Origin of the sequence: Marivita sp., from assembly GCF_051251565.1 — a bacterium.
Classification (GTDB): domain Bacteria; phylum Pseudomonadota; class Alphaproteobacteria; order Rhodobacterales; family Rhodobacteraceae; genus Marivita.
Window position 1 is genome coordinate 18,407 of record NZ_JBPOFB010000005.1, and the last position, 23,505, is coordinate 41,911.

Here is a 23,505-nt window from a genome sequence, read left to right on the forward strand (position 1 = left end):
GTTCATGTCCCGAACGGGTAGGTATCGGGCAAGCCCTTGGTTTGTCCGGTCGCCAGCGGCACCACCGCGCTGGTTTCATCGACCCAGATGTATTCGTCGAACTGGCGAGGAAGCTCGGCTTCGAAATAATGGCTGGCAAGCTCGGTCTCGGGGCGATAGATTACGCCGATGGCGCGTTCCAGACGGGGTTTCGAGAGCTCCTTGGCAATGTCGCTCCCGGATCCTGCGCGCAGCGGCAGGATGAGGCCCGGGAGACCGGATAGTTGGAACTGCCGCTCGTAGCTTTGAAGATGCGACGGCGTAATCTGCTTGACCTCCATCGGCCCGTTCCAGTTGCTCGCCGCAGCAACGGTCCCACGATCGGTGCCCATTCCGATCCGGTAGCTTTCGCGGTCAAACCCGCCTGCGCAAAGCTAGCCCAGGTTCCGCTCGCCCCGGCGTGACATTTCGGTCGCCCGAGCATCGCCGATATGGGAATTATGTGCCCAGACCACCGCCCGTGCACCTTCTCCGTGGAATTCCATGACGTTCAGGAGGGTTTCGTACATGTGATCATCGCGAAGATTCCAAGATGCGCGCGAGCCGTAATACATGATCCGGTAATATTTTTCGGCATTCGCCACCAACGCGGCGTTTTGTGCCGCGTCCAGAAATCGCTCGCCATCGTTCAGAACATATTCCTGACGTTTTCGCATCAGATCAATGAGCATCGCGGTCACATCGTCCTCGCAGTTGCGATACGCGCCAGTGAGGGCCGCGTGGCCATAAGCCGCCGGATCGGCCTCCCATGGGCTGAGGCAGCCGTACCGGTGGCGGGCGATCCGGGCGAGATCGGGGTCAACATCTTCCAGATAGTCGATGATTGCCAGTGTCGAGTTGAACAGGCTGTAGAGGTCCAGACCATAAAAGCCGACGCGCGTCAGCGGAGCGCGTGGTGCGTTCCACTCGTGCAGCCAATCGGCAAAGGCACGAACCTCCTCGTTGCGCCACATCCACGTGGGGAAGCGAGCGAAAGCCTGCCATTCCGAAGACGGTGTCTCACGGTGGCGCACATAATGGTCGATGCGGGCGGCATCAGGCCAGTCGGCCTCGGCGGCAACAATCGTAAAGCCCTTTTCCTCAATCAACCTTTTCGTAATGAGCGCGCGTATCCGGTAAAACTCGGACGTGCCGTGGCTCGCCTCGCCAATCAGCACCACGCGGGCATCTCCAATACGCTCCATCATCAAGTCGAGCGGTGCGTTCTCCACCTCCTGGAATGGCTCGGCGAAGGTCCGAATGAGCCTCGGCAAGTCTTCCGTCTGGCGTGGACGGTGCTGGATCAGGCGCGGTGGTGCCGTGTGCGCCTCCTCCGTCTCGCCTTCCCAGCCCTGTTCGCCGATCAGGGGCACGAAACGCACATCGGCCAGATCCTCGCGGTCGAATTGTCCCTTGCCGCGCCGCGTGACGCGGACCAATTCCTGGGCGCGCGGGTCGCTGCCCACGGGTACGACCATCCGTCCGCCCCTGGCCAACTGGGACTTGAGAGTCTCAGGCACGAAGGGTGCTCCGGCTGACACAAGAATCGCATCGAACGGGGCCTCGTCCTGCCAGCCCCGGGTGCCGTCCCCGTGAAAGATGTGGACATTCGTATAACCTGCGTCCTGTAGCGCCGCCGTGGCCCTCGCGGCCAGTGTTCCGTGGCGTTCGATGGCAAAGACCTCGCCCGCGATCTCGGCCAGAACGGCAGCGGCATAGCCCGAACCCGCGCCGATCTCGAGCACCTTTTCGCCGCCATTAAGCGCCAGCGCCTCAACCATATAGGCCACAATATAGGGCTGCGAGATGGTTTGACCGGCATCGATGGGCAGGGGACCGTCGCGATACGCCTGATCTCTCAGGTGGTCGGGCACGAAATGCTCGCGCGGCACGCGTCCCATCGCATCCAGAACCAGCGAGTCGCGCACCCCGCGCGCCCTGATCTGGCGTTCGACCATTTCCTTGCGACGGGCATCGTAGCCGGGCATGTTATGCCTCCTTTCGAGATCTCCCTGGTGGGGGATTTGTAGCGGGGCCGGGACCACAGATGCCCGGCGATCAATACGGTTCAGCCCTCTTACGGAATCTCCGGCGGCGGAGCGGGTGGCACTTCGCCGGGCAAGGGCACCACATCCGGGGGCGTTTGAGGCGGAATTTCGCCCGGCGGTTCGGGATACTCCTCCGGTGGAGTCTCTGGCGTCTCCTTTGGCGGTGCCGCCGGTTCTTCGGTTGGCACCGGCTCAGAAGGTTCACCGCCAACCGCGGGCGTTGCGACCTTTTGTTCAAAATTTTCAGATTGTATCGCCATGACGGTTATTTCTCTTTGTCAATTCCGTCACAAACCTGCATTAAGCGCGCGCGCTCACGCATTGATCGCAGTCAACAGATCCGCCCCGCTATGCTTGCGAGCGACCGTCTAGACAAGCACATGTCGAAGCAGGCTCATATCCTGGGTGAAGCGCTGCTCCGTCTGGCCGGAATGCGCGGATGGTGGCGTGGTCCGTTCTCCGAGATGACCCACCGGCTACGCTCACATTCCTCGCCCAATCCTCGAACATCGGATGAGCGCATGAACTGGACCCAATGCCTATCTGGGTGATAATCTGCTTTCAGGATTCTGATGACCAGGCAAGCAGCTGCGCCGTCCAGTTTGAGATTAAGCGGTCACCGCACCGCCAGGTGATCGATCACGTTCGTCACGCCGGGGGCCGCCCACGCCGCGCGCTCCGCGCTCCTGCGTTCGCCCAGATAACGGACCTTGCCCTCAAGCGTTACGGTCCCGTCATGAACCGCCACGCGGATTCCCGAGGCATCGAGTTCAGCATCGCGCACGAGAGTCTTCTTGATTCGCTCCGATACGTCCGAAGCCTTTACTGACGGCTGGACCTTGAGATGGTTGTTTATACCGGTGACACCCGTCAGCCGACCGATGGTACGCGCCGCGGCATCAGCCTGATACCGCCATTCCACCTCGCCCTCGAGGGTGACCCGGCCCTTGGCGACGGTGACATGGATTTTGTCTTCCGGTACCGAGGTGTTCCACTTCAGCGAGTCTGCGACGCGTTTTGCGATCTCATCGTCGTCGGTGATATGAGCGCCAATTGGTCGGACTTCGATTTCGTCGGCGATCGCACGAACGCCCACGACGTTTTCAACGATATCCAGCGTCGTGATCTTGTCGCTGTAGCTGCGGACATGCCCTGTCAGCGTCACGACACCCTGATCGACTGCCACGCCGATATCGGCAGCATCGATGCTTGGCTCGAAATCAAGCTCGTCGATGATGTCCAGTCGTAGTTGTTTATCAGTCATTTCTTCCTCCATCATGCAAACCATGTCGAGGATTGTATTTTTGCGGACTTTCATTGGCATTGACGGCTCGCAACGACCGTTCCGAAAGGCGCTGGACGAGGACCTGATCTGTCCAGATCAGTGGGTACTCGAACCCAGAACACGCGACTATCCCGCCTGGCAGCTCCTTTCATCTTGGACATGAATTACTGCAGGCATCGGGAACACGAGATTTTCCTGAACCGAACTATGTGGTTGCGCTCCAATTCCCAAACGGGCTTTTGAGCAGTCACCTCCCGGATCAGTTTGCATGCATCCCTCCAAGCCAAATCGCGCTGAACCGCAGCCCGCCTAGCGCCAGTAAGTGTTTCTGCCATAGATGTCGACACCACGGGCCATGCAGCCAGCGCACTGCGCAAGGCACGCGGCGTGCGGCCGGGCAAAGATGGCGTCTGGGTTTCCGCACACTTAGACTTTGCGCCGATCTGATCCAGATGACCCATCGCCGTCAAAGCGGCGCTATCCATCCCTTCGAACCGGCACCCAAGTCGATCGGCAGGCACGCCTCCGGCGCGCAACTTCCCTGCCTCGCCCATGGCGCGCTTCTGTAACCGCCGGATGTAAAAAGCCCAGAACAGCCGTTTGACAATTTCCCAGTCGTGAGTGCGAGGGGCAGGCAGGTGAAAGGACTGAGGGAGATCGCCTTGATCCACGATTTGAAGAAACAGGGTCTCAGCATTTCCGCGATTGCGCGGAAGGTCGGCTGTGATCGGAAGACAGTGCGAACGCATCTTGCACGCGGCCTAGAAGCGCTCGGAAAGATCCTTGATGTTCCCAGGATCGCCACAGCCCTGGAAGACTGCTGAATCGGCCATTGGGCCCGCATCAACTGTCAGGCGACAAGCACTCACCCAATCCGGCTAATGCATTGGGATCATCATGCGCATCTGACAAACGCATGGATATCCAAAGCACCAGACGATCAAGACTCATCTGAACGCCTGAGAGCCAGCGGAGGTTTGCAGCCTCGATCAGAGCCAGTCTATGCCACCAACCTTCTGGGCAGCGAAACAACCGATCATCCAACACACCCGCGCGTCTGGTCACCTTTGAGCGGCGCGCGGCGTGAGCCGCTTCCGCCTTCGCCCTTGCATCAATGACCTCAGGTTTGGGCGGCTCTGTCTGCGGCCCGGAGGGCAATTCGTCCGGTTCTTATTCGACTGGGTCCAAACCGGCACTAATCCCACCCAAAAGTGGTTCGCCACATCTCCGAATAATGGGGGCCGACCCTTTAGGAGTTCTTTAGTGAAGTGAGCGCTTAGATCGCGCAAATGAGCCGCATTCGGATCACATCAGTAGACCGCAGAATACCCGAAAGAGCGCGCTAGAGGCCGACTTGGTATCGCACATTTAGCGCACACAATACCCATCATCTTATTGATAATAAATATTAATCCCTCCAATCCATCATTGGGCCGCCTCTCATTCCAACGTATTGTTTTACAGTAGATATTCTTCATTTGGCAAAATGCTGGCGGCGAATATGACTACGCTAGATTACGGCGCAGTGTGCCAGAATTTGCCCCTCTACGACGACACGTTGCACACACAGTGCACACGAAACTGTCGTCCGCCGCCATATCCCTGCTGTGCTTGCCGGAACCAGCAGCTGCGTCTTTCTCGACGCGATACTTGGCGAGATGAAAGAAGGCGATGCAAGCAGGAACGCTGGAGTCACACGCCTTCGACCAGGAGCACGCGCTAAGGATTCGATGGGTTATCGATGCAACTTCAGCTGACTGTCGAGATTGCACTGCTTACGCGACTTTCCCACGTAAGCACTAGGCCCACAAATGCGCGGAAGAGTAAGTTATTGAGTTATAGTGTTTTTTGGCGCACCCGAGAGGATTCGAACCTCTGGCCTCTGCCTTCGGAGGGCAGCGCTCTATCCAGCTGAGCTACGGGTGCATACCGTTCGCGAGTTGCTTACGCCATGCTTACGCGAGATTTTCGTCGGCATGAAAAGCGAACCCGACATTCGCTCAAACCGTTGTTTAGTCACTTCTTTCTTCCAACACCACCAGCCATCGCCGGACTTGACATCTGCCTTCGGAGGGCAGCGCTCTATCCAGCTGAGCTACAGGTGCCTGACGTCTCTCTACACACAAGGGTTTGGCGGCGCAAACGCAAAAGTCGCCCGGCGGGTGTGTTTTCGCCGGGCCTTGATGCGTGGACGCAGAGCGCCTTACTGCGCCGCTTTTAGCTCCAACCGGCGCTTGTGCAAGACCGGCTCTGTGTAGCCCGAGGGCTGCACGCGGCCTTCGAAAACCAGATCGCACGCCGCTTTGAACGCGATGGTGTCAAAGCCCGGAGCCATCGGCGTGTAGGCCGCATCGCCCGCGTTCTGGCCGTCCACCACAGCCGCCATCCGCTGCATGATTTCCATCACGTCGTCTTTCGACACGATATCATGGTGCAGCCAGTTGGCGATGTGCTGGGCGGAGATCCGGCAGGTGGCGCGGTCTTCCATCAGGCCGACATTGTTCATGTCCGGCACCTTGGAACAGCCCACCCCCTGATCGACCCAGCGCACCACATACCCAAGGATGCCCTGGGCGTTGTTCTCGACCTCGCGGGTGATCTGATCTTTCGACCATTTCTGGAATGCCGCCAACGGGATATCAAGGATCGTATCCACATGCGCCCGGCGACCGCCTTTGCGCAAGCGATCCTGCACGGCAAACACATCGACCTTGTGATAATGCAGTGCGTGCAGCGTGGCAGCAGTCGGCGACGGCACCCAGGCACAGTTCGCACCCGCCTTGGGATGTTCGATCTTCTGCTCCAGCATCGCGGCCATCATATCGGGCATGGCCCACATGCCCTTGCCGATCTGCGCCTTGCCGGACAGACCACATTCAAGCCCGATATCCACATTGCGGTTTTCGTAACCGCCGATCCACGCCTTGCGCTTGATGAAATCCTTGCGGCTGAACGGCCCGGCTTCCATCGAGGTGTGGATCTCGTCGCCGGTGCGGTCCAGAAAGCCGGTGTTGATGAAGGCCACACGATGCTTGGCGGCGCGAATACATTGCTTGAGATTGACGCTGGTGCGCCGTTCCTCGTCCATGATGCCCAGCTTGACGGTGTAGTGCGGCAGGCCCAGCGCCTTTTCGACAAAGCTGAAGGTCTCGTCGGCGAACGCCACCTCGTCTGGCCCGTGCATCTTGGGTTTGACCACATAGACCGACCCGTGATGCGAGTTGCGAAGACCGTCGGTCTTTTGCAAATCATGCTTGGCAATGAGCGCGGTGATCATCGCATCCATCAGACCTTCAAAAACCTCGGTCCCGTCCTTGAGAAGGATCGCCGGGTTGGTCATCAGGTGGCCCACATTGCGCACCAGCATCAGCGCCCGGCCCTTGACGGTCACACTGCCCCCATCCGGCGCGATGTAGGTCATATCGGGGTTCAACGCGCGGGTGACGGTCTTGCCGCCTTTGTCAAAGCTGTCTTGCAGGTCGCCCTTCATGAGGCCCAGCCAATTGGCATAGGCCAGCGTCTTGTCGGCCGCATCAACGCACGCCACCGAATCTTCGCAATCCATGATCGCCGACACGGCGCTCTCCAGACGTACATCCGCCAGACCCGCCTGATCACGGCTGCCGATGAAATGCGTGCGGTCAAAGACCAGTTCGACATGCAGACCGTTGTTGCGCAACAGCACGGCATCGGGGGCTTTGGGATGACCCTTGTAGCCAATAAATTTCGCAGGCTGTGCCAGCGGCATGTCATCCACCAGCAGCGCGCCGTCATGCACATAATAGCGGCGTGCATCGGCATGGCTTGTACCTTCTAGCGGGAAGGCCTCGTCCAGAAACACGCGGGCACGGGCCACGACGCGGGCGCCCCGGCCCTTGTCATACCCACCTTTGGGCGCAGGGGTGCCCATCGCGTCAGTGCCATAGAACCCGTCATAAAGGCTCCCCCACCGCGCATTGGCCGCATTCAACGCGTAGCGCGCATTCGTGATCGGCACGACAAGTTGCGGACCGGGCACACTGGCGAATTCGGGGTCGGTGTTGGTGGTCTCAATCTCGAAATCGTCGCTTTCGGGCAGCAGATAACCGATCTCGGCCAGGAACGCCTTGTAGGCTGCGTGGTCATGCGGCTGGTTGCGGTGGCGGATGTGCCACGCATCAATTTTTGCCTGCACATCTTCGCGGATCGCCAGCAACGCGGCGTTCTTGGGTCCATACTCATGCGCAAGCGTCGACAGCGCGCTCCAAAATGCGTCCGCCTCAACCCCGGTGCCGGGCAGCGCCTGCCCTTCGATGAAGTCAAAAAGCGTCTTGTCGATGTGCAATCCGTGACGGTCGATCCGGCTGGTCATGTCGCAGGTCCCTCGCTGTATACCTTGGCATCCAATTAGAAAGAAAGTTTCCGATCCGCAACAGGGGTGGTCAGGTTTTCTGACCAAAAGCCATGTTTGGATTTATTTGAAAGTCCGGACGCATTGTTTCGCATATCGACAGAGTGCGCAATTTCACACCCCCTCAACAAACGGGAAAATTGGTGCACACAAGCACAGGGCTTACGCCTTGCCCTTTCCACGCCGACACCGGTCCGAGCAATACTTGACCTCGTCCCAAACCTTTTCCCACTTCTTGCGCCATGTGAACGGCAACCCGCAGGTCACGCAAGTCTTGCTGGGAAGGTCAGATTTCTTGCGTTGCTTGGCCATCAAAGATCCAGTGTCAGTTGCGCATCGTCCTGCTTGGCCTTGCGCAGTTTGGCGGTCAGTTTTCTGGGCGCGCGGTCGTTCACAAAATGCCCGGCCGAATCCTTGCGGCTGGCATGTTTGTGAATGACCCGCTGCGTTTCCGTCCAGTCCACGCTGCGGCGCATCCCGAAAATGCGGTCCCGCGCCACCCGTGCGGCCTCGGCCACGTCAATGATCGGATCAGGATACACCCTGCCCAGCACACGCCCCGCCCCGTCCCACATCCACGGCGTTTGCAGATGCCGGTCTGGCACGTCTGCCAATTCGGGCAGCCAATGGCGGGTGAACGCGCCCGTGGGATCCTGATCGGTGCCCTGCTTGATCGGGTTGTAGATGCGCGGCGTGTTGATACCCGTCGTGCCCGCCTGCATCTGCATCTGGCTCCAATGAATGCCCGGTTCGTAATCGGTGAACATGCGTGCAAGGTGCTGGCCCGTGCTGCGCCAATCCAGCCAAAGGTGATAGCTTGCCACGCTGACAACCATCGCCCGCATACGGAAATTGAGCCATCCCGTCGCCTGCAAAGACCGCATGCACGCATCCAGAAACGGCAATCCGGTTTCGCCACTTTGCCACGCGGCCAGGCGCGCGGCATCAGGTTGACGCGGGCGCATCCCTTCATAGGCGCGGTGCAAACAGCGCGTTTCGAGCGCCGGTTCATCTTCGAGCTTTTGCATGAAGTGATCGCGCCATGCGAGACGGGACTGGAACGACTTGAGGCTGCCGCCCCACCCATCCCGCGGCCCGCCTTTGTCCTCGTGCTGGCGCGCGGCTGTGGCTTGCACCACTTCGCGGATCGTGAGAGCGCCGAGCGCCAGATGCGGCGAGACGCGCGAACAGGCGGTTGCCCCGTCAAGCGGCGACGACATTGCCCGGCGATAGGTCTGCCCACGGGTAGTCAGGAACCCGCCCAGCACCGACAGCGCGTGGTCCCGCCCGCCCGTTTGCCGCTTTGGACAGGGGTCTGGCGCGCATAGGTTTGGGATTGCATCAGAAGCCAAAGCGCATGGCGGCAGTGTTTTGGGTGCGATCACCTGCGCCTGACCGACAAAGACATTGCGCTGCCGCGCCCAGCCATCGCGGCCCCGCAGGCGGCGCACAACACCCGACTGCGGCAGTTCAGTCCATCGCACGCCCTGCCCCCGCGCCCAAGCACCGACGCGTTTGTCGCGGGTGTATGTCCAGGCGTTGCCAGTCTCTTCATGGCTGACCATGTGGTCAAATTTGACCGCTTGGTACATATCCTCGAGCACCTGAACCGCGTCGCCGACCCGGATCACAAGATCGCTGCCCAAACCGCGCAGGGCAGTTTGCAAATCGGCCAGAGACTCTTGCAGAAATGCAAACTGGCGACCGGATGTGTCGGAAAGCGCCCAATAGTCAGGCTCGACGATATAAAGCGGCACAACCAACATATCCCGCGCGGCCAAGGCAAGCGCCGGATGGTCATGAATGCGCAGATCGCGTTTGAACCAAAGCAATGTTGTCATGGTTCGCAAGCTAGGGGGCGCGACGCGCATGACCAGAGCATGTAGCGCAAAGACAATTGGGCACCGCGCCAAATGAATATGATCGACGGCCCCACGCGACCGCTACCCGTTTCCCTTCTTCCCAAACCCGGCTTAGACAATACGTCATGCCCAAAATGACCCATACCGGAGCTTCCCGATGAAAGATGCCGCCCCCCAGACGATCTACCTCAAGGATTACACGCCCTTTGGTTTTACCGTGCAAAGCGTGCATCTGACTTTTCGGCTGGCCCCTACAGCAACACGGGTGATCAGCAAGATCGCGTTTGTGCCCAACCCGGATGCGACGGATCGGGCGTTTTTCCTGCATGGCGAAGACCTTGACCTGAAATGGGCCAAGATCAACGGCACCGATGCTTCCCCCATTCTGGCCGAGGACGGCCTGCGCTGCGACGTGCCAGACGGTCCGTTCACATGGGAGTCCGAAGTCGAGATCAGCCCACAAACCAACACCGCACTTGAGGGGCTTTACATGTCAAACGGCATGTATTGTACCCAATGCGAAGCCGAAGGCTTTCGCAAAATCACCTATTATCCGGACCGCCCAGACGTCATGAGCATTTTTACGGTACGTGTCGAGGGTGAAGAAAAGGTAAAGCTATCCAATGGCAATCCCGTAGGCCGCGGCGATGGCTGGGCCGAATGGCACGATCCATGGCCGAAACCGGCCTATCTTTTTGCCCTGGTGGCGGGGGATCTGGTGAACCACCCCGACAGCTTTACAACCCTTTCGGGCAAAGCGGTTGAGTTGAACATCTGGGTGCGTCCGGGGGACGAGGACAAATGCGCTTTCGGGATGGAATCGCTAAAGAAATCAATGGCTTGGGACGAAAAGGTGTATGGTCGTGAATACGATCTCGACATCTTCAACATCGTTGCAGTGGATGATTTCAACATGGGCGCGATGGAAAACAAGGGGCTGAACGTCTTCAATTCATCCTGCGTTCTGGCCTCGCCCGAGACCAGCACCGATGGAAATTTCGAAAGAATTGAAGCGATTATTGCCCATGAGTATTTCCACAACTGGACCGGGAACCGCATCACCTGCCGAGACTGGTTTCAGCTCTGTCTGAAAGAGGGTCTGACCGTGTTTCGTGACGCGCAATTTACCGCTGATATGCGGTCTGAGCCGGTCAAGCGCATCAGCGATGTTATCGACCTGCGCGCGCGTCAGTTCCCCGAAGATCAAGGCCCGCTAAGCCACCCGGTGCGGCCAGAAAGTTTTCAGGAAATTAACAATTTCTACACCGCTACGATCTACGAAAAGGGTGCCGAAGTGATTGGCATGCTGAAAACGCTTGTGGGGGATGATGCTTATACACGCGCTGTTGATCTGTATTTTGACCGCCATGATGGTCAGGCCTGCACCATCGAAGATTGGCTTTCCGTGTTCGAGGATGCGACGGGCCGCGACCTTGCGCAGTTCAAACTGTGGTATTCCCAATCCGGCACCCCCCGCCTCAATGTGTCTGAGGAATGGGCGAACGGGGTCTATACCCTGAACTTTGCGCAACACACCCCGCCCACGCCAGGGCAGGACATCAAAGACCCCAAGGTCATCCCGATTGCGATTGGATTGCTCAATCCTAACGGCGACGAAGTTGTGCCGACAACAGTGCTGGAAATGACACAAGCCACCCAAAGCTTTGCCTTCGACGGGCTGTCCAGCAAACCGGTGCCGTCGATCCTGCGCGGATTTTCGGCCCCTGTTGTGCTCGACCGCGAGGTGAGCCGCGAAGAACGGGCGTTCCTGCTGGCGCATGACACCGATGCGTTCAACCGCTGGGAGGCGAACCGCAACCTGGCGCGCGATTGTCTGGTGGCTATGATCCGCGAAAGGGCCGCACCGGATACCGCATGGCTGGACGGCTTGGAACGTGTGGTCCGTGACGACACGCTTGATCCGGCCTTCCGCGCGCTGATGCTGTCTTTGCCAACCCAGTCAGAGACGGCACAGGTTGTGTTCGAGCTGGGCACCGTGCCTGACCCCGACGCGATCTGGCAGGCATCCGAGGATTTGCGCAGCCATATGGCCAAGGCATGGCAGGGATTTCTGCCAGAGTTGCGCGCTTCGGTTGCGGTGACTGTTCCCTATGCGCCTGACGCGGATCAATCGGGCAAACGCGCCTTGGGATCATCGTTTTTGGCACTGCACACCCGGCTGGATGGCGGCGCGGCGGCGCAGGCGCAATACAACAGCGCCGACAACATGACATTGCAATTGTCAGCCCTGTCACAGCTGATTGCCGCCGGGATCGGTGACACCGCGCTTGGCGCGTTTGAGGATCAGTGGAAAGACGACCGTCTTGTCATGGACAAATGGTTCGGGCTTCAGGTTGGCATGGCCAAACCCGATGCCGCCGTGGATGTGGCCAAGACCTTGGTGAAACACCCCGCCTTTGACATGGGCAACCCCAACCGCTTTCGCGCCGTGATGGGTGGGTTTGCGATGAACCATGCCGGCTTTCACCGCAAGGATGGTGCCGGCTATACATTTCTTGCCGATTGGCTGATCAAACTGGATGACAAGAACCCGCAAACCACCGCGCGGATGTGTTCGGTGTTCCAGACGTGGAAACGCTATGACACGGATCGACAAGCTCTGATCCAGGCGCAATTGCAGCGGATCAAGGCCAAGCCGAACCTCAGCCGCGACACCGATGAAATGGTCAGCCGTATTCTGGGGTGACGCCATTGGGTTTGGGCGGTCATGCGCCCGCGCACCCAAACCCGTGTTGGGAACCGGCAGCGCAGTGCCTGCGTTACAGACCAAGCGGCATGACATCGCGCATCAGACAACCTGCGGGATTTTTGGCTTGCCCATCTGTGCCAAATGTCCTGCGGTTGTCACGCCATTGTCACGCCGCTCTGGCAGGAGACGCCATATGAAAGACCGGATCGACCCTTTGATAGAAGACCGCGCGCCGTGGTTGTATCGCCCCACGCTGGTCGCTGCGTTGGCACGTCCAGCATTGAACCGATTGCTTGGATATGACCGGACGGTCGAACTTGGCCAAGAGATGGAACACCTATCCTCGGGGTCGATCATGGATATCATGGCAGACCGGCTTGCCCGCGATGTGATCATGTCGGGTCAAGGCCATGTGCCCCGACATGGTGCCGCGCTGATCGTGGCCAACCACCCAACGGGGATTGCCGATGGGATCATCCTGCACGCGCTGCTGCGGTCGATCCGGCCGGACGCGTATTACTTTGCGAACCACGACATTCTCAGGGTACTGCCGCAGATGGGCGACAGGATCGCGCCGGTGGAATGGCGCAAGGACAGGCGCAGCCATGGCAAAACCCGCGAGACGATGATCTTTGCGCGCAAGGCGGTCGAAGAAAGTCGGCTTGGCGTCATTTTCCCGTCCGGACGTCTGGCCAAGCGGCGCGGGTTTCGGCTTCATGAACGGCCTTGGATGGCATCGGCGGCGATGCTTGCGCGAAAATTCAACCTTCCAGTGATCCCTGTGCACCTTCAGGCGCGCAACTCGGCCTTGTTTTACCTGTTCGACGCAATCCATCCGACGCTGCGGGACATCACGCTGTTCCACGAAACACTAAACAAAAACCGCCAACCCTTTGAGATCAAAGTCGGAGAGCCAATATCCCCCAAGGCGCTGCCAGAGAATTCGGAAGACGGGATCGCGCTGTTGCGCCGGGCAACCCTTGCGCTTGGAGAGCCGCAAAAACAAGGTGTGTCGCTTTTGGCAGCGTCGCGGTTTCCCCTCCGGCGCGCCTAGTACCCTTGCGTCGACACAACGCCGTCCCACAGGGCGCGCACAGGCCGTGCGACAGGGCGCAACGACCGCGACAGACCTGCGCAATAAGGCTGCGACCGGGTCCATTTCATCATGTCGGCGCGCTTGGAACCGCTGTGAAACGGGCCCCAGTCTGCCGCAACGCCGCGCATGCCGTGGGACACAACACCATCGCGCGGCACGGTCACGGCCATGATACGCAAAGCGCATTGCAGGTTGGCCGCTCCATTCTTGAGCGCATCGCGAGAGGTGGCATTGCAGCGATAGCCGCGCGCCGTGGCGGGCAGGATTTGCAAAAGGCCGTACCATTTGCCGCCGCCACCGACCGCCTTGGGCTGATAAGTGCTTTCGTGTTTGGCAAGCGTCGACAACAACCCGATCCAGAACGCTTCGCGCCCTGATGAATCGTTGGTGACATAGGCCGGGCACCAGTCACCGATATCCTGGGGCACCGTCCGGGGCAGCACGCTGGCGTGGCTGCGCAACGCGGTCAGGGCGGCGCGCGACCAGCGGTCAGCCTCGCTCCGGTGGCTCCAACGCATATCGGGAAGGGGTGTGTAGGTTCGCGCAACCGGGCGCAAGGACACGGCGACCGCGTTCGTTGACGATCCGTCAACTATTGTGGCAGGTGTCGCAGAAACAGAACCGGCAAGGCCAAGCACAAACACCGCCACGCCTATGATCCCCCAGCGCGACATCGCATGGTGTCTTTCCGAATTTTCGCCCGAAATCAAGAAAAAGCACATCGCGGGCGCAGACTGCGCGGGAAATCGCGCACGCTTGGCCGGCTGGCCGACCCGTGGCCCCCACCCTCACGACGCCCCCGGAATACCCTTGCAAGATCGTTTTGACGCCAGATTTGAGACATGATTTCCCGCTACATCCTTGGCAACAGCCCTGCCCGTCCGGCCACTGTACCGGACAAACCGAAAGCCTGCCAAATGCCTGTTCTGGACAACCTGACCACCTTGATCCGCAAAGCCCGAAGCGCCTCGTATCCCGGTGCGTTGTCCACTTCTGTTTTGCATATCGAAGCCATGCCATTGGTGCCAAAACCAGACATTCCTTTCCTCAAGACCAGCGAGGAAGAAGACCTTCACGATGCCTTGTTCGAGGCGGGTCTGTATCTTGCACGGCAGGACGCATGGGGCACGCTGGGTGACCGCATCCGCACCGCCGATGTCAACCGCGCGACCACACCGGGCGGTGTGCCAGAAGCTGATATTCTTGCCGAGGGTGCGCGCGCCGATGCGGTGACGGCGGCCACACGGGCGGTGTCATTGGGGGACGAGCTTGGTGCGGTGTCGATCACGAACGACATGCAGCTGGTGTTGGACGAGACCAATTTTGATCACGGTGTCGCCTATGTGGTGGCCACCGCGCATATCGACATTGGTTGGGCATGGCGCGGCGAAGGCTGGCGGCAGGATATTCCCGCAGCCCACCGCGCCGCCTTTTTCCGCCACTTCAAATCTGCCGGTGCCCTTATCGACCGCTATGACGCATTTGAACTTGATTCCCCCATGCTTGCCGCTGTGCGCTGTGCGCTGCTGTCATCCGAAACGCGCCCCCGCATCCGGGCCAGCGATGATTACGAAGACCTGATTGATTTGGCCCCTGGCATTGCCAAATACATGCGCGCGCTTGGCAATCATATGTTGCCGCGCTGGTTCGGCAGCTATGAACGGCTGGACCACGAGGCGCGTCGCACGATGGAGCGTACCGCGGATATCTGGGGTGCGGGCGGCTATACCTGGACCTACCTTGATGCGCTGAGCGTCGATGACGACGCTTTTGCCCTGCTGGATGCCGAGCTGTTTTGCAGTGGCCTGCGCGATATCCTGACCCGCCAAAGCGACCAGCACACCGCCAATGTCTTTGCCGCCTATACCGGCACCGCGCTGATCACAAATGGCGTCAACCTTGATGCGCGCAAGCAGATTGCGGCCTGTTTCGACTGGATCGTGACCGATCACCTGACCGAGGTGCATCCGCGTGTGTGGTATGCGGCCAAAGGCGTTTGGGCATCGCGGCTTGACGATCAGGACCGGCTTGCAAAGGGGCGTCAACGGGCCTCGGCGGCATTGACCCGCCACGCCCGCGGACTTGCGCCACTGACCGCACCTTTGGCGGATGACGCATAGGTTCCCAAAACCGCACACCGCCCCCTTGCCCCCTGCCCCCCTCTGGCGTATTCCACGCGGCGTTAATGCCCGAGAGGATGAGCCATGTTGGACCTGAGTTTTGAGACCCCGAAACCCAAGGTGATCGCCGGGGCCAAGCACGACTGGGAACTGGTGATCGGGATGGAGGTCCACGCCCAGATCGCCACGAAAGCCAAGCTGTTTTCCGGGGCATCGACGCAATTTGGCGCGGAACCCAATTCCAACGTCGCCTTCGTGGATGCCGCCATGCCGGGCATGTTGCCGGTCATCAACGAGTTTTGCGTCGAACAGGCAGTGCGCACTGGGCTGGGCCTGAAGGCGCAGATCAACCTTGTCAGCGCCTTTGATCGCAAGAATTATTTCTACCCCGACCTGCCACAAGGCTACCAGATCAGCCAGCTTTACCACCCCATCGTGGGCGAAGGCGAAGTGATCGTGGACATGGAGCCGGGCATCGCGCGGCTGGTGCGGATCGAACGCATCCATATCGAGCAGGACGCGGGCAAGTCGATCCACGACATGGACCCGACAATGTCGTTTGTCGATCTCAACCGGACCGGTGTGGCGCTCATGGAAATCGTCAGCCGCCCCGACATTCGCGGCCCCGAGGAAGCGGCGGCTTATGTGGTCAAGCTGCGCCAGATCCTGCGCTATCTTGGAACCTGTGATGGCAACATGCAAAACGGCAGCTTGCGGGCGGATGTGAATGTGTCGGTGTGCCGCCCCGGTCAATACGAAAAATATCAGGAAACGCAGGATTTTTCCCATCTCGGCACCCGCTGCGAAATCAAGAACATGAACTCCATGCGGTTCATCCAGATGGCGATTGATTTTGAAGCGCGCCGTCAGATCGGCATTCTGGAAGCGGGCGGAACGATTGATCAGGAAACGCGGCTCTACGACCCTGACAAGAACGAAACTCGGTCCATGCGGTCCAAAGAAGAGGCGCATGATTACCGCTACTTCCCCTGCCCCGATTTGCTACCGCTTGAGATCGAGCAGGCATGGGTTGACGAGATTGCCGCGTCCCTGCCCGAGCTGCCAGACGCGAAAAAAGCGCGCTTTGTCAAAGATTTCGGCCTGTCCGAATATGACGCGGACGTGCTGACGGCGGACACTGCGAACGCGGCCTATTTCGAAAGCGTTGTGTCTGCCTGTGGCGACGGCAAGCTGGCCGCGAACTGGGTGATCAACGAATTGTTCGGACGGCTCAAGAAAGAAGACCACGACATTACGCAAAGCCCGGTGTCACCGGTGCAACTGGCTGGCATCATTGCGCTTATCAAGAACGGCGATATCTCGGGCAAGATCGCGAAAGACCTGTTTGAGATCGTCTATACCGAAGGCGGCGACCCGGCCGCGATCGTGGAGGCGCGCGGCATGACCCAGGTGACGGACACTGGCGCGATTGAGGCGGCAGTGGACGAAATCATCGCGGCCAACCCGGCGCAGGTGGAAAAAGCCCAGCAAAACCAGAAACTTGCGGGTTGGTTTGTGGGTCAGGTCATGAAAGCCACAGGCGGCAAGGCCAACCCTGCGGCGGTCAACCAGATCGTGACGTCAAAGCTCGGGCTTTGACGTTGGGCTGACGCTAGGCCGATACCAGTTCTTGCCTTTTTGGCGGCACGCGTGTGTTGGACAGGGCGTGCCTATCCTACGGGGCTGGTCTCGGGCCGTACGCTTGGGTATGAGGGCGACGGTTCAGTTGTGAGGCGTGTTGCATGTTTGAATACAAGGTGGTTCCAGCCCCGGTAAAGGGGATCAAGACCAAAGGCGTCAAAGCACCTGAGGCGCGGTTTGCGCTTGGGGTTGAAGCGGCGATCAATGCGCTGGCGGCGGATGGTTGGGAATACCTGCGTTCAGACGTCCTGCCATCGGAAGAGCGGGTTGGGCTGACCGGATCAGAGACGCATTGGCGGACTCTGCTGGTTTTTCGTCGTGCACTTGTCACCCCCCCTGCATCGGACACGGCACAGGCGCGGGTTGAACCGATGTTGACGGCGGCCCAGGCTGATGTCGCCGAGACGGCCTCAGACGCTGCGCAAACCCCTGCCACCAAAATCGAGTTCGAAGAGGGCCTTGAGGAAACGCGGCCTGCCTGAGCGGTGGTGGGCAAGGTTGCCCACCCGAAAAGATGTAGCTTACGTGTCGAGATCCATCGACAGCGCGTGAATGGCCGCGACCAGCTCTGGCCCCAAAGCGCTGTGCACCATGCGGTGACGGCTGATGCGGGACTGTCCGGCAAAGGCGTCCGAGCGCAGGATCACGTGAAAATGGCTCTCGCCGCCTTCTTGAAATCCGGAATGGCCACGATGCGCTTCGCTGTCATCGCGCACTGTGAGTTCCCGCGGAGCAAGGGCTGCGCGCAATCGTGTTTCAATCTGTTCGGTTCTCGTCATTTTTTTCGCGTCCTGCACCTTACCTCTGTCGCGTTATGGTCTAGACTGTTGCCTCCGAGTCGAAAAGGGCAGGCAATGAGCAAATCAGATCCATTCGGTTTCGATATGTCGATCAAGTCGGCAAAAAAGAAGAACCCCCGGGGCCGACGGGGTATGTCGGGCGCATCCGAAACGTCGGTGCGCATCTGTGACCATGAGGGCTGTGAGGAAGCGGGCAAGTTCCGTGCGCCAAAAGCGCCGGACGTGCTTGATGACTTTTTCTGGTTCTGCCAAGAGCATGTGCGCGAATACAACAATAAGTGGAATTTCTTTGACGGAAAGACCGAGGCCGAGATGAACGCGCAGGCGTCCTCGGACAAGGTGTGGGAACGCAACACCAAGGACTGGCGCGATCCCGAGGCCAAGGCCTGGGCCCGATTGGGGATTGAGGACCCGCATCAGGTGCTTGGCAACAACGCAACGCGCAACCCCGGAAAGGCCGGCAGCTCGGCGGGCTTTAACAAACGATTGCCGCCCACAGAACGCCGGGCGATTGAGATCCTTGAGGGCAAAGACAGCTGGACCAAGGCGGAAGTGCGCAAGTCCTACAAGGCGTTGATCAAGGTGTTGCACCCGGACATGAACGGCGGCGACCGATCGCAGGAAGAACAGTTGCAGCTGGTGGTCTGGGCCTGGGATCAGATCAAGGACAGTCGGAATTTCAAGTAGCGGATCAGCGGGATGTGGCGGACAGATCTGCCCACCCTCTGCGTGCTGACCCGACCAAATCTGGTTTTGCGTATTTTCAAAAAGAAAAAGCCGGGGATGGCGCGCTGTCCCCGGCTTCTTCTTTTTTCATATATGCCCGTGGCCAAAACTTGGCTGGATGTGTCTTTGGGTCAAAGCACGTCGTCAAGAACCCGTTTTAGGCGCGCGACGGTGGCATCCACGTCATAAAGCTTGTCGAGGCCAAACAAGCCAAGCCGGAAGGTGCTGAATTCGGGCGGCTCATCGCATTGCAGCGGCACTCCGGCCGCGATTTGCATGCCGCGCGCGGCAAAGGCGCGGCCAGATTGGATTTCGGGGTCTTTCGTGTAGCTGACAACCACGCCCGGCGCGCCGAACCCGTCTGCCGCAACGGACTGGATGCCACGCGCTTTCAGATCGGCGCGCACAGCATTGCCCAGCGCCCATTGCGCGTCTTTGAGTTTGTCAAAACCGTATGCCTGCGTTTCCAGCATGGTATCGCGGAACGCCTTTAGGCCGTCAGTGGGCATGGTCGCATGATAGGCGTGGCCTCCACCCTCATAAGCCAGCATGATCTGGTGCCATTTCTTGAGGTCGGTGGCAAAGCTGTTCGACGTGGTGTCCTGCATCCGGGCAACCGCTCGATCCGACAGCATCACGAGGCCCGCGCAGGGGGTCGCAGACCAGCCTTTTTGCGGGGCAGAGATCAGCACGTCGACGCCTGTCGCTTTCATATCGACCCACGCACAGCCGGACGCGATACAATCAAGCACCATCAGAGCGCCAACTTCGTGGGCGGCAGCGGCAAGCGCGGTCACGTAGTCGTCAGGCAGGATGATGCCTGCGCTGGTTTCCACATGCGGCGCAAAAACGATGTCGGGTTTTTCGGCGCGAATGCGGGCGGTCACGTCCTCGATGGGTGCAGGCGCGAACGGAGCCCACGCTGCGTTCCCGGTTTGGCGGGCCTTGATCACCACTGTGTCGCCACCAAACTGGCCCGCATCGAAAATCTGCGTCCAGCGATACGAGAACCAGCCATTGCGCACGATCAGGGTCTTGGCCCCCTGCCCGAACTGACGTGCGACCGCCTCCATCCCGTAGCTGCCGCCACCGGGCACAAGCACCACCGCATCGGCCTGATAGACCTCTTTCAGCATGCCCGAGATATCGGTCATCACTTTTTGGAAGCTGACGGACATGTGATTGAGCGACCGGTCGGTGAAAACAACCGAGAATTCATCAAGACCTGTGGGGTCAACTGTGTCGAGCAAAGCCATTGGCGTGCCTCCCTGAGCGTTTGCACCGGGGTAACCGCTGGGGCGCGGTATGGCAAAGTCTACTTTGGTGTACCGACACGGAAAGCCACGTTCGAACTTAGCCGATCGGACCCGGAAGGCGCTCTTCGGAAAGCAGGACATTGGCGTCAATATTGCCCACCCCGGGCAGCGTCATGATGCGTCGGCGCAGAACGCGTTCGAAATCGGCAATGTCCCGTGCCACCACCCGGAGGCGGTAATCATACGAGCCAAGCACATGCTCGACGGTTTGCACTTCGGGGATTGCTGTGACGGCACGTTCGAAATCTTCAAGACTGACGCGGCCTTTGGTGGCAAGCTTGATCCCCAGAAAGACCGTGACGCCAAACCCAAGCGCTTGCGCATCAAGGTCGAGCCGGTGGCCCCGAAAGACACCTGCGTCCTTGAGACGTTTGAGCCTGCGCCACGCAGCGGGCTGGCTGAGGCCAAATTGGCGGCCCAATGCGCCTGCACTGATAAGCGCATCTGCGGCCACGGCGCGGATCATGGCACGGTCGGTGTCGTCAAGGTCGATCACGGCGGGGCCCCTATATGGGTAATGTTTCGTCGAACTTGACGCGGGCGACATGCATCAGCGCTTCGACATCAGCGATATGCGGCAGGGTCAGCAGCTTGTCCCGGTAGACCTGCTGGTAATGCGGCATGTCACGGGCGATCACGGACAGGCGCGCATCGACTTGCCCAAGAAAGGTTTGCGCCTCGATCACCTCGGGGACAGAGCGGGCAGCAGCGAGGAATTCATCGAAAGCGCGCGGCTGGGTCTTGTCAAGCTGGACTCGCAGCGAAACTTCTACGCTGTAGCCGAGGGCTGCCCAATCTATGACCGTGGTGACGGCGCGGAGGATACCTGCCTCGCGCATCCGTTGCAGACGCCGCGCGCAGGTCGCCGTGGACACCCCAGCAAGATGCGCAAGCTCGGCGATGGGCAGGGTCGGGTCGGTCTGGAATCGGCGCAGGATGCGTTTGTCAGTATCGTCGAGCATGAATTCTACGACTCTGTATCATTATGGGCATGTATTTCTCGCAAATATCGGATCATTGGTCAAATGGCTGCGCGGAATGCAACATGATGCGGAACCACACGCCGCGTCACACAAAAGCCTTTGAAACCTGGTGGGGGATTTCATACACTTGACGTAAGGGCGCGCGAAAAAAGCAGCGCCCACGGCAGGTGCAGGACGTGGCCGAGCGAACGATATACATTTTTGCCAAAAGCACGGTGACGATCACCCGGGATCTGGGCGGCGGTGCGACAAATCAGGGCGATGTCATCGGCGCGGCGCTGAACGGTGATGCGTTCAGTTGGGAGAATCCCAGTAACCTCAGCCTGACCTTTTCCGGACCGATGGTCGGCCTCACCTTCAATGACAGTGATGGCATACTGACGGATGACCCCTATTCCGGGGCAACCGTCGTAGATCAGCAGCTGACCGCGCCGGTGACGATCAACGGCGTAACCTATACCCCAAGCAGCGAGACGGTGCGGTGGCGCAACCCGCAGCCCGTGACGGTCGAAAACGAATACGAGGTCACGCTTTTTGATGGGGCGGGCACAGCCTATCGCATGGTGGGCGTGTCGATCACACAAGGCTATTCGACCACCGTGGTGGGTGTCACCTTTGACGGGCCTGCGCCATCTGCGGGCACTACGCTGCGTTATATTCAGGGTGTGTCGAGCTATGGCGGCAGTGGCCAATCGGTCCCCATTCCGACGGCGGCGGTGTGTTTTCTGGCGGGCACGATGATCGAAACGGCGCAAGGCCCCTGCCCGGTCGAAACTCTGACCGAAGGCCAGTCTGTTCTGACATTGGATCACGGATATGAGCCGATCCGTTGGATTGGCCATGGCAAAGTATGCGGGTTTGGTCGGCTTGCGCCTGTGTGCATCGCTGCCGGGGCGCTGGGCAATCGACGCGATTTGTACCTGTCGCCCAATCACCGGGTGTTGCTGCGGTCCCCCTTGGCGGAGTTGTGGTTCGGTCAGCCAGAGGTGCTGGTGCCAGCCAAAGCTTTGGTAAATGGCGGCCCAATCCGGTCGGTTCCGATGGCGCGGGCCGACTATTACCACATCCTCCTTGATACGCACCGAATGGTGTTTTCTGAAGGAATCGCTACAGAAAGCCTTTTTACCGGAGCCATGGCCCGGAACATTTTGGATCCCGACGCGCTCGCTGAGCTATACGCGATATTCCCGTCACTGGCCGATGACGGCATAGAGCTGAGCTATCTCGGGCTGACTGTGCGGGAAACACAGTCACTGATGCGCGGTGCGACAGGGTGCGCACTTCACTCTGTGCAGCTGTGCGCTGCATGACGGAACAAATTACGCATGATTTTCTCGCAAAATGTCAAATTTTTGCATGACGTCAGCAAACATATTGAAAATTGCAATAAATTTGACGGCACATTGATCCTGCCGATGCCTATGATGCGCCGGACATCACTGAAAGGACAACCCGATGCGCGTTTACTATGATCGCGATTGCGACATCAATCTTATCAAAGACATGAAAGTGGCCATTCTGGGCTACGGCAGCCAGGGCCACGCCCACGCGCTGAACCTGCGGGATTCCGGTGCGAAGAACGTCGTTGTGGCGCTGCGTGAAGGCTCCCCCTCGGCCAAGAAAGCCGAAGGCGAAGGCCTTAAGGTTATGGGCATCGCCGAAGCGGCGGCCTGGTGTGACCTGATCATGTTCACCATGCCCGATGAGCTTCAGGCAGAAACCTACAAGAAATATGTGCATGACAACCTCAAGGACGGCGCGGCGATTGCCTTTGCCCACGGTCTGAACGTGCATTTCGGCCTGATCGAACCCAAGCCGGGCACCGACGTCATCATGATGGCCCCCAAAGGCCCCGGCCACACCGTGCGCGGCGAATACACCAAAGGCGGCGGCGTGCCCTGCCTTGTCGCGGTTCACAATGACGCGTCGGGCCGCGCGCTCGAAATCGGTCTGAGCTATTGCTCTGCCATCGGTGGCGGCCGTTCGGGCATCATCGAGACCAACTTCCGCGAAGAGTGCGAAACCGATCTGTTCGGCGAACAGGCGGTTCTGTGTGGCGGTCTGGTCGAACTGATCCGCATGGGTTTTGAGACGCTGGTTGAAGCCGGGTACGAGCCGGAAATGGCGTATTTCGAGTGCTTGCACGAAGTGAAGCTGATCGTGGACCTGATCTACGAAGGCGGCATTGCCAACATGAACTACTCGATCTCGAACACGGCCGAGTACGGCGAATACGTATCCGGTCCGCGCATTCTGCCTTACGCCGAGACCAAAGCGCGCATGAAAGAGGTTCTGACCGACATTCAGACCGGCAAATTCGTGCGGGACTTCATGCTGGAAAACGCTGTGGGTCAACCGTCGTTCAAAGCAACACGCAAGATCAACGATGCGCACCAGATCGAAGCCACTGGCGAAACCCTGCGTGGCATGATGCCGTGGATTTCGGCTGGCAAGATGGTCGACAAATCGAAGAACTGATCTCAGCGATCTGTTGTGATTTTTGGGGCGGC

At 59.4% G+C, this 23,505-nt stretch carries 18 protein-coding genes, 1 tRNA gene and 1 pseudogene; 9 read left to right on the plus strand and 11 right to left on the minus strand.

Annotated elements, in window-relative coordinates; translation table 11 throughout:
* Positions 1–2 precede the first annotated feature (2 nt).
* Both ACSHXH_RS08390 and ACSHXH_RS08395 read right to left on the minus strand, forming a co-directional pair.
* Positions 3–2,006: pseudogene (locus ACSHXH_RS08390) on the minus strand (protein-L-isoaspartate(D-aspartate) O-methyltransferase).
* Between the two features lie 676 nt (positions 2,007–2,682).
* Positions 2,683–3,384 (minus strand): BON domain-containing protein, encoded by a 702-nt coding sequence (locus ACSHXH_RS08395; RefSeq protein WP_435671338.1) that lies wholly within the window; start codon positions 3,382–3,384, stop codon positions 2,683–2,685.
* Positions 3,385–3,989: 605 nt separating this feature from the next.
* On the opposite strand from ACSHXH_RS08395, the gene ACSHXH_RS08400 reads away from it, so the two are divergent.
* Complete coding sequence (locus tag ACSHXH_RS08400; protein WP_435671339.1) at positions 3,990–4,175, plus strand: helix-turn-helix domain-containing protein; 186 nt, start codon at positions 3,990–3,992, stop codon at positions 4,173–4,175.
* Between the two features lie 1,025 nt (positions 4,176–5,200).
* Here ACSHXH_RS08400 and ACSHXH_RS08405 read toward each other — a convergent pair.
* The 4 genes from ACSHXH_RS08405 to ACSHXH_RS08420 form a co-directional block, all read right to left on the minus strand.
* Positions 5,201–5,277, minus strand: a tRNA-Arg gene (locus tag ACSHXH_RS08405).
* A 277-nt stretch (positions 5,278–5,554) separates the two neighbouring features.
* Positions 5,555–7,702, minus strand: coding sequence for a malate synthase G (locus ACSHXH_RS08410; RefSeq protein WP_435671340.1), 2,148 nt, complete (start codon positions 7,700–7,702; stop codon positions 5,555–5,557).
* Between the two features lie 201 nt (positions 7,703–7,903).
* Positions 7,904–8,053, minus strand: a complete 150-nt coding sequence (locus ACSHXH_RS08415; RefSeq protein ID WP_435671341.1) for a DUF2256 domain-containing protein — start codon at positions 8,051–8,053, stop codon at positions 7,904–7,906.
* Positions 8,053–9,582 carry an FAD-binding domain-containing protein gene (locus ACSHXH_RS08420; RefSeq protein WP_435671342.1) on the minus strand — a complete coding sequence of 510 codons (1,530 nt, stop codon included), beginning with the start codon at positions 9,580–9,582 and terminating at the stop codon, positions 8,053–8,055. Before ACSHXH_RS08420 ends, ACSHXH_RS08415 begins: the two co-directional genes overlap by 1 nt.
* A gap of 178 nt (positions 9,583–9,760) precedes the next feature.
* On the opposite strand from ACSHXH_RS08420, the gene pepN reads away from it, so the two are divergent.
* Both pepN and ACSHXH_RS08430 read left to right on the plus strand, forming a co-directional pair.
* Positions 9,761–12,310, plus strand: a complete 2,550-nt coding sequence (gene pepN, locus ACSHXH_RS08425; RefSeq protein ID WP_435671343.1) for an aminopeptidase N — start codon at positions 9,761–9,763, stop codon at positions 12,308–12,310.
* Between the two features lie 196 nt (positions 12,311–12,506).
* Positions 12,507–13,367, plus strand: a complete 861-nt coding sequence (locus ACSHXH_RS08430; RefSeq protein WP_435671344.1) for a 1-acyl-sn-glycerol-3-phosphate acyltransferase — start codon at positions 12,507–12,509, stop codon at positions 13,365–13,367.
* Here the strand turns inward: ACSHXH_RS08430 and ACSHXH_RS08435 are convergent.
* Positions 13,364–14,083, minus strand: coding sequence for a transglycosylase SLT domain-containing protein (locus ACSHXH_RS08435; RefSeq protein ID WP_435671345.1), 720 nt, complete (start codon positions 14,081–14,083; stop codon positions 13,364–13,366). The two genes, ACSHXH_RS08430 and ACSHXH_RS08435, sit on opposite strands and share 4 nt — an antisense overlap.
* 168 nt (positions 14,084–14,251) lie before the next feature.
* Between ACSHXH_RS08435 and ACSHXH_RS08440 the strand changes: the two genes are divergently transcribed.
* The 3 genes from ACSHXH_RS08440 to ACSHXH_RS08450 all read left to right on the plus strand — a co-directional run bounded on the left by ACSHXH_RS08440 (position 14,252) and on the right by ACSHXH_RS08450 (position 17,652).
* Positions 14,252–15,529, plus strand: coding sequence for a hypothetical protein (locus tag ACSHXH_RS08440; RefSeq protein WP_435671346.1), 1,278 nt, complete (start codon positions 14,252–14,254; stop codon positions 15,527–15,529).
* Between the two features lie 84 nt (positions 15,530–15,613).
* A complete protein-coding gene (gene gatB, locus ACSHXH_RS08445) occupies positions 15,614–17,128 on the plus strand; it encodes an Asp-tRNA(Asn)/Glu-tRNA(Gln) amidotransferase subunit GatB (protein ID WP_435671347.1) in 1,515 nt (504 codons plus the stop codon).
* 143 nt (positions 17,129–17,271) lie between these two features.
* Entirely contained in the window at positions 17,272–17,652 is a 381-nt protein-coding gene (locus tag ACSHXH_RS08450) for a DUF4177 domain-containing protein (RefSeq protein WP_435671348.1), read from the plus strand.
* 39 nt (positions 17,653–17,691) lie between these two features.
* Here ACSHXH_RS08450 and ACSHXH_RS08455 read toward each other — a convergent pair whose 3' ends face one another.
* Complete coding sequence (locus ACSHXH_RS08455; RefSeq protein WP_435671349.1) at positions 17,692–17,949, minus strand: BolA family protein; 258 nt, start codon at positions 17,947–17,949, stop codon at positions 17,692–17,694.
* A 75-nt stretch (positions 17,950–18,024) separates the two neighbouring features.
* Between ACSHXH_RS08455 and ACSHXH_RS08460 the strand changes: the two genes are divergently transcribed.
* Positions 18,025–18,657: a DnaJ domain-containing protein gene (locus ACSHXH_RS08460; protein WP_435671350.1), complete on the plus strand. Its 633-nt coding sequence runs from the start codon at positions 18,025–18,027 to the stop codon at positions 18,655–18,657.
* Positions 18,658–18,827: 170 nt separating this feature from the next.
* On the opposite strand, the gene ACSHXH_RS08465 is transcribed toward ACSHXH_RS08460, so the two are convergent.
* The 3 genes from ACSHXH_RS08465 to ACSHXH_RS08475 form a co-directional block, all read right to left on the minus strand.
* Positions 18,828–19,952 (minus strand): aminotransferase class V-fold PLP-dependent enzyme, encoded by a 1,125-nt coding sequence (locus tag ACSHXH_RS08465; protein ID WP_435671351.1) that lies wholly within the window; start codon positions 19,950–19,952, stop codon positions 18,828–18,830.
* Between the two features lie 97 nt (positions 19,953–20,049).
* The gene (locus tag ACSHXH_RS08470) at positions 20,050–20,508 is read right to left on the minus strand and encodes an Lrp/AsnC family transcriptional regulator (protein WP_435671352.1); all 459 of its coding nucleotides are present in this window, start codon (positions 20,506–20,508) and stop codon (positions 20,050–20,052) included.
* Positions 20,509–20,518: 10 nt separating this feature from the next.
* Positions 20,519–20,974 carry an Lrp/AsnC family transcriptional regulator gene (locus tag ACSHXH_RS08475; RefSeq protein WP_435671353.1) on the minus strand — a complete coding sequence of 152 codons (456 nt, stop codon included), beginning with the start codon at positions 20,972–20,974 and terminating at the stop codon, positions 20,519–20,521.
* Between the two features lie 236 nt (positions 20,975–21,210).
* Between ACSHXH_RS08475 and ACSHXH_RS08480 the strand changes: the two genes are divergently transcribed.
* Positions 21,211–22,305, plus strand: a complete 1,095-nt coding sequence (locus ACSHXH_RS08480) for a Hint domain-containing protein (RefSeq protein WP_435671354.1) — start codon at positions 21,211–21,213, stop codon at positions 22,303–22,305.
* A 145-nt stretch (positions 22,306–22,450) separates the two neighbouring features.
* A complete protein-coding gene (gene ilvC / locus ACSHXH_RS08485) occupies positions 22,451–23,473 on the plus strand; it encodes a ketol-acid reductoisomerase (protein ID WP_435671355.1) in 1,023 nt (340 codons plus the stop codon).
* The last annotated feature ends 32 nt before the right edge of the window (positions 23,474–23,505 follow it).